Annotated in this window: 16 protein-coding genes; 14 read left to right on the forward strand and 2 right to left on the reverse strand. The window is 72.6% G+C overall.

Annotated elements, in window-relative coordinates; genetic code table 11:
- Positions 1-3: 3 nt before the first annotated feature.
- On the reverse strand, positions 4-726 hold the full coding sequence (locus ACIHFD_RS42840; protein WP_397371802.1) for a hypothetical protein: 723 nt from the start codon (positions 724-726) through the stop codon (positions 4-6).
- Between the two features lie 92 nt (positions 727-818).
- Here ACIHFD_RS42840 and ACIHFD_RS42845 point away from each other — a divergent pair, with 92 nt between their 5' ends.
- The 13 genes from ACIHFD_RS42845 (at position 819) to ACIHFD_RS42905 (ending at position 14278) form a co-directional block, all read left to right on the forward strand.
- Positions 819-3347 (forward strand): hypothetical protein, encoded by a 2529-nt coding sequence (locus ACIHFD_RS42845; protein ID WP_397371803.1) that lies wholly within the window; start codon positions 819-821, stop codon positions 3345-3347.
- A 41-nt stretch (positions 3348-3388) separates the two neighbouring features.
- Positions 3389-3820 carry a nuclear transport factor 2 family protein gene (locus ACIHFD_RS42850; protein ID WP_397371804.1) on the forward strand — a complete coding sequence of 144 codons (432 nt, stop codon included), beginning with the start codon at positions 3389-3391 and terminating at the stop codon, positions 3818-3820.
- 156 nt (positions 3821-3976) lie between these two features.
- A complete protein-coding gene (locus tag ACIHFD_RS42855; RefSeq protein ID WP_397371805.1) occupies positions 3977-5200 on the forward strand; it encodes a rod shape-determining protein in 1224 nt (407 codons plus the stop codon).
- On the forward strand, positions 5197-5919 hold the full coding sequence (mreC, locus tag ACIHFD_RS42860; RefSeq protein ID WP_397371806.1) for a rod shape-determining protein MreC: 723 nt from the start codon (positions 5197-5199) through the stop codon (positions 5917-5919). The genes ACIHFD_RS42855 and mreC overlap by 4 nt, the downstream gene beginning before the upstream one ends.
- Before the next feature lie 3 nt (positions 5920-5922).
- Complete coding sequence (locus tag ACIHFD_RS42865; RefSeq protein ID WP_397371807.1) at positions 5923-6423, forward strand: rod shape-determining protein MreD; 501 nt, start codon at positions 5923-5925, stop codon at positions 6421-6423.
- Complete coding sequence (gene mrdA, locus ACIHFD_RS42870; RefSeq protein WP_397371808.1) at positions 6416-8338, forward strand: penicillin-binding protein 2; 1923 nt, start codon at positions 6416-6418, stop codon at positions 8336-8338. Before ACIHFD_RS42865 ends, mrdA begins: the two co-directional genes overlap by 8 nt.
- On the forward strand, positions 8335-9456 hold the full coding sequence (gene rodA / locus ACIHFD_RS42875) for a rod shape-determining protein RodA (RefSeq protein WP_397371809.1): 1122 nt from the start codon (positions 8335-8337) through the stop codon (positions 9454-9456). Before mrdA ends, rodA begins: the two co-directional genes overlap by 4 nt.
- An 87-nt stretch (positions 9457-9543) precedes the next feature.
- Entirely contained in the window at positions 9544-10281 is a 738-nt protein-coding gene (locus ACIHFD_RS42880; protein WP_397371810.1) for an IclR family transcriptional regulator, read from the forward strand.
- A 41-nt stretch (positions 10282-10322) separates the two neighbouring features.
- On the forward strand, positions 10323-10895 hold the full coding sequence (locus ACIHFD_RS42885) for a DUF4291 domain-containing protein (protein WP_397371811.1): 573 nt from the start codon (positions 10323-10325) through the stop codon (positions 10893-10895).
- Positions 10892-11548: an epimerase gene (locus ACIHFD_RS42890; protein WP_397371812.1), complete on the forward strand. Its 657-nt coding sequence runs from the start codon at positions 10892-10894 to the stop codon at positions 11546-11548. Before ACIHFD_RS42885 ends, ACIHFD_RS42890 begins: the two co-directional genes overlap by 4 nt.
- A 176-nt stretch (positions 11549-11724) precedes the next feature.
- Complete coding sequence (locus ACIHFD_RS42895) at positions 11725-12798, forward strand: LLM class flavin-dependent oxidoreductase (protein WP_350727094.1); 1074 nt, start codon at positions 11725-11727, stop codon at positions 12796-12798.
- 24 nt (positions 12799-12822) lie between these two features.
- Positions 12823-13425, forward strand: coding sequence for an FMN reductase (locus tag ACIHFD_RS42900; protein WP_397371813.1), 603 nt, complete (start codon positions 12823-12825; stop codon positions 13423-13425).
- An 88-nt stretch (positions 13426-13513) separates the two neighbouring features.
- Positions 13514-14278, forward strand: coding sequence for a chitosanase (locus ACIHFD_RS42905; RefSeq protein WP_350727092.1), 765 nt, complete (start codon positions 13514-13516; stop codon positions 14276-14278).
- Between the two features lie 41 nt (positions 14279-14319).
- Here the strand turns inward: ACIHFD_RS42905 and ACIHFD_RS42910 are convergent, their stop codons facing one another.
- Complete coding sequence (locus tag ACIHFD_RS42910) at positions 14320-15243, reverse strand: superoxide dismutase (protein WP_397371814.1); 924 nt, start codon at positions 15241-15243, stop codon at positions 14320-14322.
- Positions 15244-15394: 151 nt separating this feature from the next.
- Here ACIHFD_RS42910 and ACIHFD_RS42915 point away from each other — a divergent pair, with 151 nt between their 5' ends.
- Complete coding sequence (locus ACIHFD_RS42915; RefSeq protein ID WP_397371815.1) at positions 15395-15907, forward strand: hypothetical protein; 513 nt, start codon at positions 15395-15397, stop codon at positions 15905-15907.
- Positions 15908-15923 lie beyond the last annotated feature (16 nt).

The raw sequence follows: 15923 nt of genomic DNA on the forward strand, positions 1-15923 counted from the left end.
GCGTCACCGATGGACGACCGGCTCCTTCTGCTCGCTCCCGACCAGGTTCTCGACCAGGTCGGGAACGCGGCCCTCGGAGCCGTCCTCCCACCCCCCGATGGTCCAGAACTCGGTGAACATCGTGGCGCGCCGCTGGCGTACCGGCTTGATCCTGGGGCGGTGGGTCCGGTGCCGGGCGCAGGCCCGCTCCTTCCCGGCGACGTACGCGGCCGCTTCCTCCTGCCGCTGGCTCTCCTGCGCCGCCTGCCGGCTCGCAACAGAGGGGCAGAGCGAGGCCAGCGCCGGCAGCAGGGACGCATGGGGCGCGTCCCGTACGGCGGGCTCGGGGGTGCCGCGGCCGAATCCGGCGCAGTCGAGCTCGCTGTCGGCGCTCACCTTGCCCGGAGGGACGGACCCGACCGCGACCAGGAGGGTCGCCGTCACCGTCAGGACCACGGCGGCCGCGCGGACGAGCCGGTCACGCCCCTTCCGCAGGCTCGCGTACCAGCCCGCGAAGCCGAGGACGATCAACGGTGCGCCGCTGTACGAGAAGAGCGGGAAGTCCCGCAGCGCGCTGTCCCAGTAGCGGACGGACAGGTCGATCCGGCACGAATACAGGGTCACGAACCCGTACAGGCCCGTGGCGTCCTCGGGTTCGGGCAGGAGCGCGTCGATCCGGAACAGGACGCCGGGCAGCACCGCGAGCAGCAACGCCGACGCCCAGCGAGCCGATGATCGTCGGGACACGACAGCGAACACCAGCGGGTGGCGCTCACCGGTGAGACACTTCCCCGTCACCGGGCGGCGGCATCCGACCCGGCTCGGGCAGAGGACGAGGTGTGGCGAAAACGACCCGTATCTTCCTGCTCGCGGCCGTGGTCTGCGCGCTCGCCGTCTCCGGCGGGTCCGCCCTGCCGCCGGTGGGCGGATTCCCGCTCGGCCGGGCCTTCGGCGGCGTCCTGGTCTTCCCCGGGACGGGCGGGGGCACGGCGGCGGTGCTGGTGGCCTTCTCGGTCGCGCTGACGGGCGGGGCGTATCTCGCGTTCCGGTGGGCCGGGTTCGGCGGGTCGCGGCTGGGGGTGCTGGTCTGCTGGGGGCTCGCCGGCGGTCCCGCGGGAGTGCTGGCCGTGCTGATGTGGGCGCGGCTGCGAGGCATGCCCTTTCGGGAGCACCTGACGTACGCCGCCTCGTGGGGGATGGCGACGGCGCTGCTCTCCGCTCTGCTGGTGCTGGCCGTCACCCGGGCGGCGCCCGCCGGGCCCGCGAAGCAGGGCACGTCGGCGTTCCGGCCGCGTGGCTGGGTGCTGCCGGGCCTGGTGGCGGGGTGGTCGGTGGTGTGGAGCGCCTTCCTCGGGCGGCAGGAGCTGCTCGCCTGGCTGCCGCTCTCGCTGAACTACTTCGACCAGGTGGCCGTGGTGCTCGCCGCCGTCGCGGCCGGGTCGCTGGAGGGCGTGCTGCGGCGGCGATTACCGGTCGAGGGGCGGCCGGGGCGGGCGTTCGTCCTGGCGTGGATCGTGCTGACCGCCGCCCCGGTCGTGTACGCGGCCGTCGTCGCCATCGACCGCGGCATGCGGGAGCTGCTGCTCGCCGACCCGCTGGACTGGGCCTGGGCGGCGGAGTACCTCCGTGACCTCGGGGCGGCGCTGATCGCCCACCCCGCCCAGGTCGCCGTGCCCCCGTTGCTGCTCGCGGCGGCCGCCATCGGGATCCAGACGGTCGTTCCGGCCAGGGAGCGCCCGGCCACGGCACCCGATCCCGTGCGGCCCGATCGGCGGTGGAGCCTGCTGGTGGCCGGGGCGGCGCTCGCGCTGACGTACTTCTGCCTGGCCGTCACCTCGAGGTTCCCGCTGCTGACGCGGCGGACGTTCGACGAGGGGACGCCCGCGCCGCTGCGGGCGCTCGCGCTGCTCGCCCCGCCCGATCCGGCGCTGGGCGGGACCGTGGTGGTGTGGGTGTGGGCGGTGGTGGCCGTGTTCGGGGTGACGGCGGCGGTACTGGTGTACGTCGCGATCCGGGGGCAGCTCGTACGGCTCTTCCCCGCCTCTGACTACCTGCTGCTGACGGGTGCGCTCGCGCTGGCCGCCGCGCTGGCCTGGAACCTCGGCAGCGTGATCGGCCACGCGGTCACCGGCGAGCGGCCGCTGGACGTCGCGCCCGCCCGGGAGGCCGCCGCGTTCACCGGGTTCGTGGTGCCGGTGTTGGGGGCGCTGCTGTTCATCGTGCATTCGCAGGTCGGCCTGACCAGGTTCGTACGCATTGTCGAGCTGACGGGCGAGGAGGGCTGGGCCAAGCTGCGCGAGCGGTACCGGGCCTGGAAGGAGCAGGTGCGCCCGCACGTGCCGAGCCGCCGGGAGCGCGGCCTGGCCGCGGCGCGGGCGGGCGGGGCGGCGCTGGTGATCGCCGTGGTGGCGGGGGCGTTCCAGGGGTTCGGCGCGGGACCGCCCGTGGGGCGGGCCGACGCGCCGTTCCTGGCCGTGCCGGTGCTGTGCGTGACCCGCCCGCCGCTGGAGAACCTGACCGGCGTGCTCTACGTGCTGCTCCTCGCCGGGCTGGTCTACCTCGGCTTCGCCCGGCTGAACACGAAGGAGCGCCGCGCGGCCCCGTTGCTGGCCGTCTGGGGGCTGTCGGTGCTCGCCGGCGGGCTGGCCGGCCTGTTCGACCCGGTCACCGGGCTGCAGACGGGCCTCGTCGCCGGGCCGCTCGTGGCCGCGGCGCTGGTGGTGCCACTGCGGCGGAAGATCCTCCTGTACGGCGCGGTGCTGCTGGTGCTCGTGGCGGCGGCGCCGGCCGTGCAGGGCGGCCCGGCCCGCGAGCGGGTCGCGATCGGCCCCGTCGCCTGGCGGGAGCAGCGCCCGAGGCTCACGATCGACGTCTCCTACCCGCGGGCCCAGGGCGCCGACGCGGCGCGGATCAACGCGGCGCTCGCCGAGCCCGTGCGCGAGGCCGTCGAACGCACGTTGCGAAGCCTGCGGGCCGATCCCGCGGCCACCGGGCTCGTCACGGCCACGTACGTCGTCGTGCGTAACGACGCCGACGTGATCTCCGTCCGCTACATGATGGCGGGGGACGCCGGGCGGGCCGTCAACTACGACCGGGCCCTGGGCCGGGCGCTCGCCGTACAGGAGATCTTCACCCCGGCCGTGCTCACCCCGGCGGGCCGTCGGCGGCTGGCCGGGGCGCTGCGCCCGCTCATGCCGCCGCCGCAGAACCCGCGCACCGTGAGCGTGGACAACGAGCGCGTGCTGGTCAACCTGGCCACGGGCGGCGCCGTGGAGTTCACGTTCGGCCGCGGCTACTTCTGCGCGACCTGCGAGCCGTTCACCGTACGGGCCTCACGCGAGCGGCTGGCCGGGCTGCTGCGCCGCTGAATGATCTGGCCAACGAGCGCGCATAGCGCGACGATCACCCCATGGACACGCAGGAGATCGCCGATCGACTCGAAATCACCGGACTGCTGGCCCGCTACACCCGCGCCATCGACTCCGGCCAGTGGGACCTGCTCGACGAGGTGTTCAGCCCGGACGCGGTGATCGACTACCGCGCCACCGGCGGCATCAGGGGCTCCCGGGACGAGGTCAAGGCCTGGCTCGCCGAGGTGCTGCCGCACTGGCCGGGGCGGCTGCACCTCATCGGGGCCCCGACCATCGACTTCCAGGACGGCGAGGCGCGCGTGAGCGCCCCCTTCACCGACACCCTCGCCCCCACCAGGGACATGGTCACCGCGGACACCGAGGGCTTCCTGCACGGCGGCGGCTGGTACCACCATCGCCTGCGGCGCACCTCCGGCGGGTGGCGCAGCGTGGAGCTGGTCGAGGAGCAGGCCTGGCGCACCGCCCGGTGATCCGGTTCCCGTGCTCGCCACCCGGCCCGGCACACCGGCTGAGCTGCGGGGACGGGGGCGGATACAGAGTTAAGACGTTTGTGGTCAAAACCGTCAGGGCAGCGCGAGTGCGGGCAGCAGTCCCCCTGCCCTTCCGGTCGAAAGGCTGTGCGGCACATGGCATTCGCATTGGGTCTTCTCGGTCACGACATAGCCGTCGATCTCGGTACGGCCAACACTCTCGTCTACGTCCGCAGGAAGGGCATCGTCCTGAACGAGCCCTCCGTCATCGCGATCAACCTGCACAAGAACACCGTCGTGGCCGTGGGCAGGGCGGCCAAGCGGATGATGGGCCGTACTCCCCCGCACATCGCCACGATCAGGCCGCTCAAGGACGGCGTGATCGCGGATCTGGACGCGGCCGAGCGGATGCTGCGGATGTTCATCCAGAGGGCGCACCCGAGCAGGTTCCTGGCCAAGCCGCGCATCGTCGTGGCGGTCCCGAGCGGCACCACCTCCATCGAGCAGCGGGCGGTCAAGGAGGCCGCCTACGAGGCGGGGGCGCGCCGGGTGCACATCATCGAGGAGCCGATGGCCGCGGCGATCGGCGCCGGGCTGAAGGTCGGCGAGGCCACCGGCAACATGGTGGTCGACATCGGCGGCGGCACCACGGAGGTCGCCATCGTCTCCATGAGCGGCGTCGTGGTCGCGAAGTCGCTGCGGGTGGGCGGCGACGAGCTGGACGAGGCGATCATCACCCACACCAAGAAGGAGCACGCGCTGCTGCTGGGCGAGCGCACGGCCGAACGCCTGAAGATCGACCTGGGCATGGTCAGGCCCGCTCGCGTGCACGACGCCGACCCCGTCCCCGGCAGGCACCGGGTCGGCGTCCCCCTCGCCGACGGGCAGGGTACGGCGGTCGTCGTGGAGGAGGCCGAGCCGGAGCCGCCGCCCGCCCCGCACCGCTGGAACCCGTTCAGGTCCAGGACCAGGCGGCTCGACGCGGCGCCCGCGACCGGGCCACGGCAGCTCGATCCGAAGACCTCGGCCCCGGTACGCGGCCGCGACCTGGTCAGCGGGCTGCCGAAGACCATCACCATCACCTCCGAGCAGATCAGCGAGGCCATCGAGGACCAGGTCCAGGCCATCATCGACGCCGTGCAGGCCACGCTCGACCAGTGCCCGGCCGAACTCGCGGGCGACCTGCTGGACAACGGGATCGTGCTGACCGGCGGCGGCGCCCTGTTACGCGGCCTGGCCGACCGGATGGGCGCGGCCACCGGCATGCCGATCCGGGTCGTGGACAAGCCGCTCTACTCGGTGGCGCTGGGCGCGGGCCGCTGCGTCGAACGTTTCCAGGCCATGCGTGACGTGCTGCTGCCCGATCGGTCCCGTCGGTGAAGCGGGCGTTCGTCCTGCTCGTGCTCGCCGCCGCCGTCCTGACCGTCGTGATCGACCGTACGCTGACGCCCCTGGCACCGCTGCGGGCGGCGGGATCGGCCGTGTTCGGCACGCTGGAGAACGCGATCGGCGCGGTCACCAGGTCCGTCGGCGGCGAGCAGCGGGTGCGGTTGCTGGAGCGCGAGAACGCGCAGCTGCGGGCCGACCTGCTGGCGGCCCGGCAACGGCCCGGGGCGAGCGCGCGGGGCGTGGCCGCGCACGTGGTGGGGTTCGGGCAGGGGCAGCGGGTCACCATCGACGCCGGGACCGGGGCGGGCGTCGTGCGCGACGTGACGGTGCTGAACGCCGACGGCCTGGTCGGCAAGGTCACCTGGGCGGGCCCGGCGACGGCCACGGTGTCGCTGATCACGGACGCGGGGTCGTCCGTGGGCGCGCGCATGGCGGGCTCGGGCGAGCTCGGCCTGGTCACGGGCGTGCCGGGTGAGGGGAGCCTGCGGCTGAGCCTGTTCGACCCGGACGCGCCCGTGAAGGTGGGCGACCGGGTGGTGACGCTCGGCTCGGCGGGCGGGCGGCCGTACGTGGCCGGGCTGGCCATCGGCACGGTCAGCGCGATCGAGAAGGTCTCGGGCGCGGCCACCCGCACGGCGCTGGTGCGGCCCGCGGCCCGCCTGTCCGCGCTCGACCTCGTCTCGGTCGTCGTCCCCGACCCGGGACGGTGAGCCATGGGGCTGGTGGTGTTGGTGTTCGCGGCTCCGCTGCTGCAGGTGCTGCTGGTCAACCGGTCGCCCTGGGGCGGTCCTGACCTGGTGACGCTGGCCGTGGTGTGGCTGGCGCTGGCCCGGGGGCCGGTGTGGGGGTGCGTGGCGGGGCTGGTGGCCGGGCTGGCCGCCGACGTGACGCCGCCCGCCGACGGCACGGTGGGCCGGACGGCGCTGGTGCTGTCGATCGTGGGCCTGCTGGTCGGCCACTGGCGCGAGGGCAGGCCGTTCCCGGTGGCCGCGGCGGGTGCCGCCATGGGCGTCCTGCTGCAGGCCGCGGCCGCCGTGGCGCTCGGGGACGCCTCTTGGACGGGGGTCGTCCCCGAGCTGCCACGGACGCTGGGCTGGACGGTGGCGCTCGGCGCGGCGGTGGGTGCGGCGGTCGGCGTGGCGCTGGCGCGGCGCAGGCCGAGGGACCCCTGGCCGGTGCCCGGCCGTTCGGCGGCGGAGCCGCGCCGTGTCTAGGGCCAGGCTGTTCGTGCTGCGGCTGGTCGTCGCGGCGATGATGCTCACGCTGGTGGGGCGGCTGTGGCAGCTGCAGGTGGCCGGCGGCGCGCGCTACGCGCAGGCGGCGGCCGAGGTGCGGATCAGGACCGTGTCGCTGCCGCCGACGAGGGGCCAGATCCTCGACGTGGCCGGACGGCCGCTGGTGACGAACAACACCAGGCCGGTGGTGACGGTGGACGCCGTCGAGCTGGCCCACCAGCCCGACGGTGGCGCGGCGGTGCTCACCCGGCTGGGGAAGGCGCTGCGGCAGCCGTACCGGCAGCTGGCGGAGAAGGTGCGGCCGTGCGGGCCGCGGGTGGCGCAGCCGTGCTGGCAGGGCTCGCCGTACGAGCCGATCCCCGTCGCCGAGGGCGTCACGGCGCTGCTGATCAGCGAGCGGCAGCAGGACTTCCCGGGGGTGCGCACGGAGCTGCGGCCCGTCCGGGTCTACCCGTTCGGCGCGGCGGCGGCGCACACGCTCGGGTACGTGCAGGGCGCGAAGGGCCGCGACGGCCTCGAAGGCGTGTACGACAAGGAGCTGGCCGGCAGGGCGGGACGGCGGGAGGTGGCCGTGGACAACACCGGCCGGGTCACCCGGGTCATCCGCCTCGACCAGCCCGTCGCCGGCGACACGCTCGTGACCAGCATCGACTCCCGCATCCAGACCATCGCCGAGCAGGCGCTGAGCCGGGCCCTGTCGAGCAGCGGCGGTTCGTCGGGCGCGGCGGTGGTGATGGAGTCGGAGACCGGGCGGGTGGTGGCGCTGGCGGGGCGGCCCTCGTACGACCCGGCCGTGTGGACCGACGGCGTGACGGCCCGCGAGTACAAGGCGCTGCCGCTGCTGTCGCGGGCCGTGCAGGGCGAGTGGGCGCCGGGCTCCACCTGGAAGGTCGCCTCGGTGGTGGCCGCCGCGGCCGCCGGGTACGGGCTCGGCGCCACGTACGACTGCCCGAGCGGCTACACCGTCGGCAACCGCCTGTTCAGGAACTTCGCGAGCGCGGACCTCGGCCCGATGACCATGCGCGAGGCGCTGGTGGAGTCGTGCGACACGATCTTCTACCGGCTCGCCGACCAGCTCTGGGAGCGCGGGTCGGACGTCATGCAGAGGACCGCCCGCGGGTTCGGGTTCGGCCGGCCGACGGGCGTCGACCTGCCGGGCGAGGCGGCGGGCGCGGTGCCCGACCCGGCGTCGAAGAAGGCGTACTGGCAGGCCACGCGCGAGGAGAGCTGCCGGCGCGCGGTCAAGGGCTACCCGGAGCTGGCCGACCGGGGGCGGGCCGCGTACCTGACGGCCGTCGCCGGGGAGAACTGCCGGGGCGGCGGCGTGTGGCGGGGCGGCGACGCGGCCAACTTCGCCATCGGGCAGGGCGGCGTGCTGGTGACGCCGCTGCAGCTGGCGCGGGCGTACGCGGCCGTCGCCAACGGCGGCACGCTGTACAGCCCGCGCGTGGGGCTGCGGGTCGTGCGGCCCGACGGGAGCACCGTGCGGACGATCCAGCCGCCGGTGGCGGGGCGGCTGCCGGCCTCCGGCGAGACGCTGCGGTTCATCAGGGAGGCGCTGAGCCAGGTGCCCCGGTCGGGGACGGCGCGGGGTGCTTTCGAGAAGTTCCCGTTCGACCGGATCGCGGTGGCCGGGAAGACCGGTACGGCGGAGTCGTTCGGGCGGCGGGACACCTCCTGGTTCGCCTCTTTCGCCCCCGATCCGGCCTACACCGTGGTGGTCGTGCTGTCGGAGGGCGGCCGGGGCGCGGAGGGCGCGGCGCCCGCGGCTCGTGCCATCTGGGAGGGCATCCTGGGGTTGACGGAGCGGCGAACGTTCAGGCCCGAGAGCGGTAGCTCGCGTGACCAGCGAGGGCCAAGTGAGCGCGACCATTCAACACAGGAGAGGCGATGAGGTCGCGTCTGGTGTGGGCGCCGACGCTGGCCGCGCCCGATCGGATCCTGACGCTGCTGGCGCTGGCCCTTTCGGCGGTGGGCCTGCTGCTGGTGTGGTCGGCCACGCGGATGGAGGGCGACTACTCGCTGCTGGTGCGGCAGGCGGTCAGCGTCGGGCTCGGGCTGGTGCTCATGTGGCTGGTCTCGCGGGTCGACCTGCGGGTGCTGCGGGCGTACGTGCCGGTGGTGTACGTGCTGGCCCTGGTCTCGCTGGCGGGCGTGCTGACCCCGCTGGGCGTGCGGGTGAACGGGGCGCACTCGTGGATCGCGCCGGCCCCGGGAGTGCAGTTCCAGCCGTCGGAGTTCGCGAAGGTGGCGCTGGCGCTGGCCTTCGCGGTGCCGCTCGGCGAGCTGCGCGACGGGCAGCGGCGGCCCGGGTTCGGAGGGGTGGTGCTGGCGCTGGTGCTGGCCGCGGTGCCGATCGGGCTGATCGCGCTGCAGCCGGACCTGGGGACGATGCTGGTGTTCGCGGCCATGGTGACCGGGGCGCTGCTGGTGTCGGGGGCGCCCAAGCGGTGGCTGCTGGTGCTCTTCGCCGGGGCGGTGGGGGCGGGCGCGGCGGCCTGGAAGCTGGGGCTGGTGCGGCCGTACCAGATCGAACGGCTGCTCGTGCTGGCGGACCCCGCGTCCGACCCGGGCGGCGTGGGCTACAACGCCGCCCAGGCGCGCATCGCCATCGGGTCGGGCGGCCTCTACGGCAAGGGGCTGTTCAACGGCGAGCAGACCGCCGGGCACTTCGTGCCCGAGCAGCACACGGACTTCATCTTCACCGTCGCGGGTGAGGAGCTCGGGTTCGTCGGCGCGGCGCTCATCGTGCTGTGCGTGGGCGCGCTGCTGTGGCGCGGGCTGGCCATCGCCCGGCGCGGCGACTCCCCTTACGGGACCGTGCTGGCCGGTGCGCTGGTGTCGTGGATCGCGTTCCAGACGTTCGTGAACGTGGGCATGACCGTGGGCCTCGTGCCGATCGTGGGCGTGCCGCTGCCGTTCGTCTCCTACGGCGGCTCGGCCACGGTCGCCGGGCTGGTGGCCATCGGGCTGCTCCAGGCCGTGCACCGGACCAAGGCCATGGAGCCGTAGCGGGAGCCGTCACGGCCGCCGAGAACGGCTGCAAGCTCGGTCCTTCGCGTAAGGGCGGAGAAGCCGACGCGGCGGCATGCTATATGGATGACCGGGGAAGAACCCAGCGACCTGATCCGCAGCGTCTCCCGCGCGCTCCGCGTGCTGGAAGAGGTCTCGCGTGCCGACCGGCCGCTGTCGGTCAAGGTCATCGCCCGCCGATGTGGCCTGAACCTGTCCACGTCGTACCACCTCGTCCGAACCCTGTGCTACGAGGGCTACCTGCACCGGCTGCCCGACGGCGACTACCTGCCGGGCTCGCAGGTGGCCGAGCGGTTCCACGAGATGCTGGAGTCGTTCGAGCGGCCGCCGCGCGCCTCGGAGGTGCTGCGGCACCTGGCCGACGCCTCCGGCCACTCCGCCTACCTGGCCCAGCTCGCCGACGAGCGGCTGATGGTGGTGGAGGTGGCGGAGGGGCCGCGCTCGCCGTGGCTGGAGGACCTGCAGGCGGGCCTGGAGACGGCGCCGCACGCCACCGCGCTCGGCAAGGCGCTGCTGCTGTCCCTCCCGCCGCATGTCCGGCGCGGCGTGCTCATCGGGCACGGCATGCAGCGCTTCACCTCCGTGACCCCTTCGAGCGTGGAGGAGCTGGAGGAGGAGCTGGCGGGGCTGCGGCCCGGGCAGGTGGTGGAGGAGCACGGGCAGTTCAGGGAGGACGTGGCGTGCGCGAGCGCGGTCGTGCCCGGGACGCAGTGGGCGATCGGCATCTCGGCCTGCGGCCTGACCGTCCCGACGCCCGCCACCGCCCACCTGGCGCTCGCGGTCCGGGATCTGGCGGGGCCATAATCCGTTGCCCTCCGGTGCGGCTCTTCGCCAGGCTGGGCCGCATGAACATGCCCTACCGGCAGATCCGTGCCGCCTACACCGAGGAGTCGATCACCGTCTACCAGGCCTACGACGCCGCCATCGCCGGGCCCGCCGTGGCGGCGCAGCGGTTCGTGGCGCCGTTCAAGCGCGAGCGGATGACGTGGATCAAGCCGTCGTTCCTGTGGATGATGTACCGGTGCGGGTGGGCGACCAAGCCCGGCCAGGAGCGGGTGCTGGCCATTTCGCTGTCGCGGGAGGGGTTCGAGTGGGCGCTGGCGCACTCGTGCCTGAGCCATGACGACCGCCGCCCCGGGTGGTCGGACCGGATGCGGCGCAGCCCGGTGCGGATCCAGTGGGATCCCGAGCGCGGGGTGCGGCACCAGGCGCTGCCGTACCGGTCGATCCAGGTCGGGCTGTCCGGCGAGGCCGTGCGGCGCTACGTCGACGAGTGGACGCTGGCGATCACCGACATCACCGACCGGGTACGGGAGGTGCGCGCGGCGGTCGTGGCGCGTGCGGACGTGAGCGGCCTGCTGCCCGCGGAGCAGCCCTATCCCCTGCCCGACGAGATCCGAGAGACAATCGGGGCATGAGGGTGATCCTGTTCGGGGCGACCGGAATGATCGGGCGCGGGGTGCTCAGGGAATGCCTGCTCGACGACCGGGTGGACGCCGTGCTCACCGTCGGGCGCGCCCCGGCGGGGGTCGTCCACGGCAAGCTGCGCGAGATCACCCACCGCGACCTGCTCGACCTTGCCCCGATCGAGGCCGAGCTGGCCGGCTACGACGCCTGCTTCTTCTGCCTCGGGGTCTCGTCGGCGGGCATGAGCGAGCCGGACTACCGGCGGATCACCTACGACGTCACCCTGTCCGCGGGCCGCACGCTGGCCCGGCTCAACCCCGGCTCGACGTTCGTGTACGTGTCGGGCGCCGGCACCGACGCCCAGGGGCGCTCGATGTGGGCCAGGGTGAAGGGCGCGACCGAGAACGCGCTGCTGGAGCTGCCCTTCGAGGCTTACATGTTCCGGCCCGGCTACATCCAGCCGATGCATGGCGTCACGTCGCGGACCCGGGTCTACCGGTTGGCCTATGTGGTGACGCGGCCGCTCTACCCGATCCTGCGGCGGCTGTTCGCGTCGGCGGTCACCACGACGGAGCGCATCGGACGGGCCATGATCGCGGTCGCCGAGCGCGGCGCGCCCAAGCGCATCCTCGGCCCGTCCGACATCAACGCGCTGGCCGCCTAGTCACTCAGCCGCCGGGAGGCGGGCCGGGGACGTGGACCTGCGTGGTTGTCAGCCTCCAGCCTGTGGTGATCCGCCTGGAGGTTCCGCGTACTTGTGCACACCATGGTGGAATATCTCAGCGGGGTTGTGCGCTACCGTAGCCGTCAAAAGTTCAACAGTCATGGATGGTGACTAAAGTGCAGTTCGGAATCTTCAGTGTGGGCGACGTCACCACCGACCCCACCACGGACAGGACGCCGACGGAGCACGAGCGGATCAAGGCGATGGTGGCGATCGCGCTCAAGGCCGAGGAGGTCGGGCTCGACGTGTTCGCGACCGGCGAGCACCACAACCCGCCTTTCGTGCCGTCCTCGCCGACCACCATGCTCGGCTACATCGCGGCCAAGACGGAGCGCCTGATCCTGTCCACCGCCACCACGTTGATCACGACCAACGACCCCGTGAAGATCGCCGAGGACTTCGCCATGCTGCAGCACCTGGCGGACGGCCGGGTGGACCTCATGCTGGGCCGGGGCAACACCGGGCCCGTCTACCCGTGGTTCGGCCAGGACATCAGGCAGGGCATCCCGCTGGCCATCGAGAACTACTCCCTGCTGCACAAGCTGTGGCATGAGGACGTCGTCGACTGGGAGGGGCGCTTCCGCACCCCGCTGCAGGGCTTCACCTCGACGCCGCGCCCGCTGGACGGGGTGCCGCCGTTCGTGTGGCACGGCTCGATCCGCAGCCCCGAGATCGCCGAGCAGGCCGCCTACTACGGCGACGGCTTCTTCGCCAACAACATCTTCTGGCCGAAGGAGCACTTCATGCGCCTGATCCACCTCTACCGCCAGCGCTACGCGCACTACGGCCACGGCACCGCGGAGCAGGCCGTCGTGGGCCTGGGCGGCCAGGTGTTCATGCGCAAGAACTCGCAGGACGCGGTGCGCGAGTTCCGCCCGTACTTCGACGTCGCCCCCGTGTACGGCCACGGGCCGTCGCTGGAGGAGTTCATGGCGGAGACGCCGCTCACCGTGGGCAGCCCGCAGCAGGTCATCGACAGGACCCTCGAGTTCAGGGACTACTTCGGCGACTACCAGCGCCAGCTGTTCCTGATGGACCACGCGGGCCTGCCGCTGAAGACCGTGCTGGAGCAGCTCGACATCCTCGGCGAGGAGGTCGTGCCGGTGCTGCGCAAGGAGTTCGCCAAGGACCGTCCCGCCGAGGTCCCGGACGGGCCCACCCACGCGGCCCGCGTCCCCGCCACCGCCTGACCCATCGGAAAGGAGATCGACCAGATGAAGCTCGCCGTCGTCACGGCGGGGCTGACCCAGCCCTCCTCCAGCCGCCTGCTCGCCGACCGCCTGACGGAGGCCGTCACGCGCCAGGCGCCGGCCGAGGTACGCGTGATCGAGCTGCGCGACCTCGCCGTGGACATCGCGAACAACTTCGTGACCGGCTTCCCGAACGCCCGGCTGCGCGAGGCGATCGAGGCGGTGACGGAGGCCGACGGGCTCATCGCGGTCACGCCGATCTTCAGCGGCTCGTACAGCGGCCTGTTCAAGTCCTTCTTCGACGTGATCGACGACGGGGCGCTGGCGGGCAAGCCCGCACTGATCGCCGCCACCGGCGGCACGGCCCGGCACTCGCTGGCGCTGGAGCACGCGCTGCGCCCGCTCTTCGCCTATCTGCGCGCCGTCGTCGTCCCCACCGCCGTGTACGCGGCCTCGGAGGACTGGGGCGGCGCGGCCGACGCCTTCACCGACGGCCTCGGCCCGCGTATCGCCCGCGCCGCCGAGGAGCTGGCCGACCTGCTGCTGCACCGCAGGCCCAAGGCCGAGGCCGAGGAGGAGGTCGTCCCGTTCGAGCAACAGCTGGCCGCGTTGCGGCCCTTGGGTTAGTTTTCACAACATGAGCCCCTTAGGTTGACTTATCGGAGTATGTTTCGTTAGGAAGCTTTCCTAACCTCCCTCTCCTCCAGGGGCTCATGTGCTGACCGCCACACTCCTGACCCTCTCCCTCGCCGTCACCGGCACCGGCCCGGCCGACCTCGACGACCCGCACAAGAAGGACATCGCCATGCAGCTGGTGTCCAGTGCGGAGAACTCCTCGCTCGACTGGAAGGCCCAGTACGGCTACATCGAGGACATCGACGACGACCGCGGCTACACGGCGGGGATCATCGGCTTCTGCTCGGGCACCGGCGACATGCTGGAGTTAGTCGAGCTCTACGCCGAGCGCAAGCCCGGCAACGTCCTCGCCAAATACCTCCCGGCCCTGCGCAAGGTGAACGGCAGCGCCTCCCACAAGGGCCTCGACCCGAACTTCACCAAGGACTGGAAGACGGCCGCCAAGGACACCGTCTTCCAGCAGGCCCAGAACGACGAGCGCGACCGCGTGTACTTCAACCCGGCCGTCAACCAGGCCAAGCAGGACGGGCTGCGCGCGCTCGGCCAGTTCGTCTACTACGACGCCATGGTCATGCACGGGCCGGGCAGCGACAAGCTGAGCTTCGGCGGCATCAGGAAGTCGGCCCTGGCCAAGGCCAAGCCGCCCGCGCAGGGCGGGAACGAGGTGACGTACCTGAACGCGTTCCTGGACGCCAGGAAGGCGGCGATGAAGGCGGAGGAGGCGCACGAGGACACGACGCGCGTGGACACGATGCAGCGCGTCTTCCTCAAGAACGGCAACCTCGACCTGAACCCGCCGCTGACCTGGAAGGTCTACGGCGACAGCTACACGATCAAGAAGTAGGGCCCGGACGGGCAGGGCGGCCCCCTGCCCGTCCAGGGCTGTCAGCGCTTGACGGCGACCACCGAGTACGGCGTGTCGGGGGCCGGGGTCGTCGTGAAGCGGGCGTTGGGCAGGTAGAGGCGCTTGCCGGAGGCGGCGACCGTCGTCGGGATGTCGAACCGCGGATCGGTCAGCCGTTTCACGACTTTTCCGGATGCGCCGTCGCGCGTCAGGTTGACGACGGCGATCGCGTTCAGGCGGTTCTGCACCGCGTACAGGGTCCGCCCCTCCAGCAGCAGGCCGTCGCCGTTGACGAGCGACTCGCCGCCCAGGTCCACCTCCGTGGTGACCCCGGAGGACGGGTCGACCTCGAACAGCTTGCCGGTGTTCGACTGGACGATCAGCAGCGACTCCCGGTCGGGGCTGGGGGCGATGCCGTTGGCGTTGTTGCCGGTCGTGTACTGGATGGCGCCGGACAGCGGGATCTTGACGGCCTCGCCGGGCAGCGCGCCGCCGCGCCCGAGCGCCAGCTTGTACAGGACGGGGTTGCGGGAGTCGGTGAAGTACGCGGCGCGCCCGGTGAGGATGACGTCGTTGACGAACGCCGGGTCGGCGGTCAGCTTGTACGACTTGACGACCTCGCCGGTACGCAGATCGATCACGCGGGCGTCGCCGCCGGTGCCTCCGGCCACGAACAGCCGCCCGCGCCCGTCGGTCTTGAGCCCGAGCGAGGGCGTGCCCGGGCCCTTGCTGATGACGGACCCCCCGCCGGTCCGCAGGTCGGCCCGGTAGATGTCGCCGCTCGCCCGGGAGCCGAAGTAGGCGTACGGGCCAGGCCCGATCGCGATGCCCTCCGGCTGGAACCCGTTCGGCAGCGCGAACGTGTCGGGCTTCCCGGTGGCCTGCACGGTGGCCTGCGCGGGCACGCCGCTGAGCAGGATCACGACGAGGGTGCTGAGTGCGGTCTTCAGGATCGCGGATCTCATGCGGCCCACGATGCCCGCGCCCGCCGCCCGGGCAAAGCCTGAGGGCAGCCTTCACAGGGAGCTTTCAGCAAGGGGGGGGTGGAGAAGGCCACCCGCACGCCGTGGGATCGCGCGGTAGGTTGGGACGCAAGCGAACAAACGGGGTTTAGACATGTCAAACGGTGCCCGTCATGTTCTGGGAGTGGTCGCGGGACTGCTCCTCCCTCCGATCATCGCCGCGAGCCTCTGGTACGGCATCGGCGAATATCTGCTCAGGTTCCAGTCGGCGTTCCAGCCGTCCTGGCTCGGGCTGTCTGCGATCGTGGCATCGGGGATCGCGTTCGCGTTCCTGGCCGGCTCGCGGCTGTCGCCGATCGCCTCGCTGCTCGGCGGCCTGGCGTTCACCGCCCTGGGCGTCATTCCCACAGTGGAGGTGCAGGTCGGCGTGCGGGTGCTGCCCGACCACTGGCTGCCGAATATCATGGAGCAGGGTTTCCGGACCGTGGCGGACTCGGGGGTGCTGCTGTTCCTGGGGGTGGCGCTGGTGGTCGTCTCGCTGTTCCCGTCGCGGTGGCGGTCCTCGGGGAAGCAGGCCGTCTACGAGCCCGAGTACGGGCCGGCGCCCTCACCGTACGCGTCCTACAGCGGACCGGAGGACGCCACGCGGCCGATGCATCGGGAATGAGGGACGCGTGGCCTGA

It is taken from the genome of Nonomuraea sp. NPDC051941 (assembly GCF_044593615.1).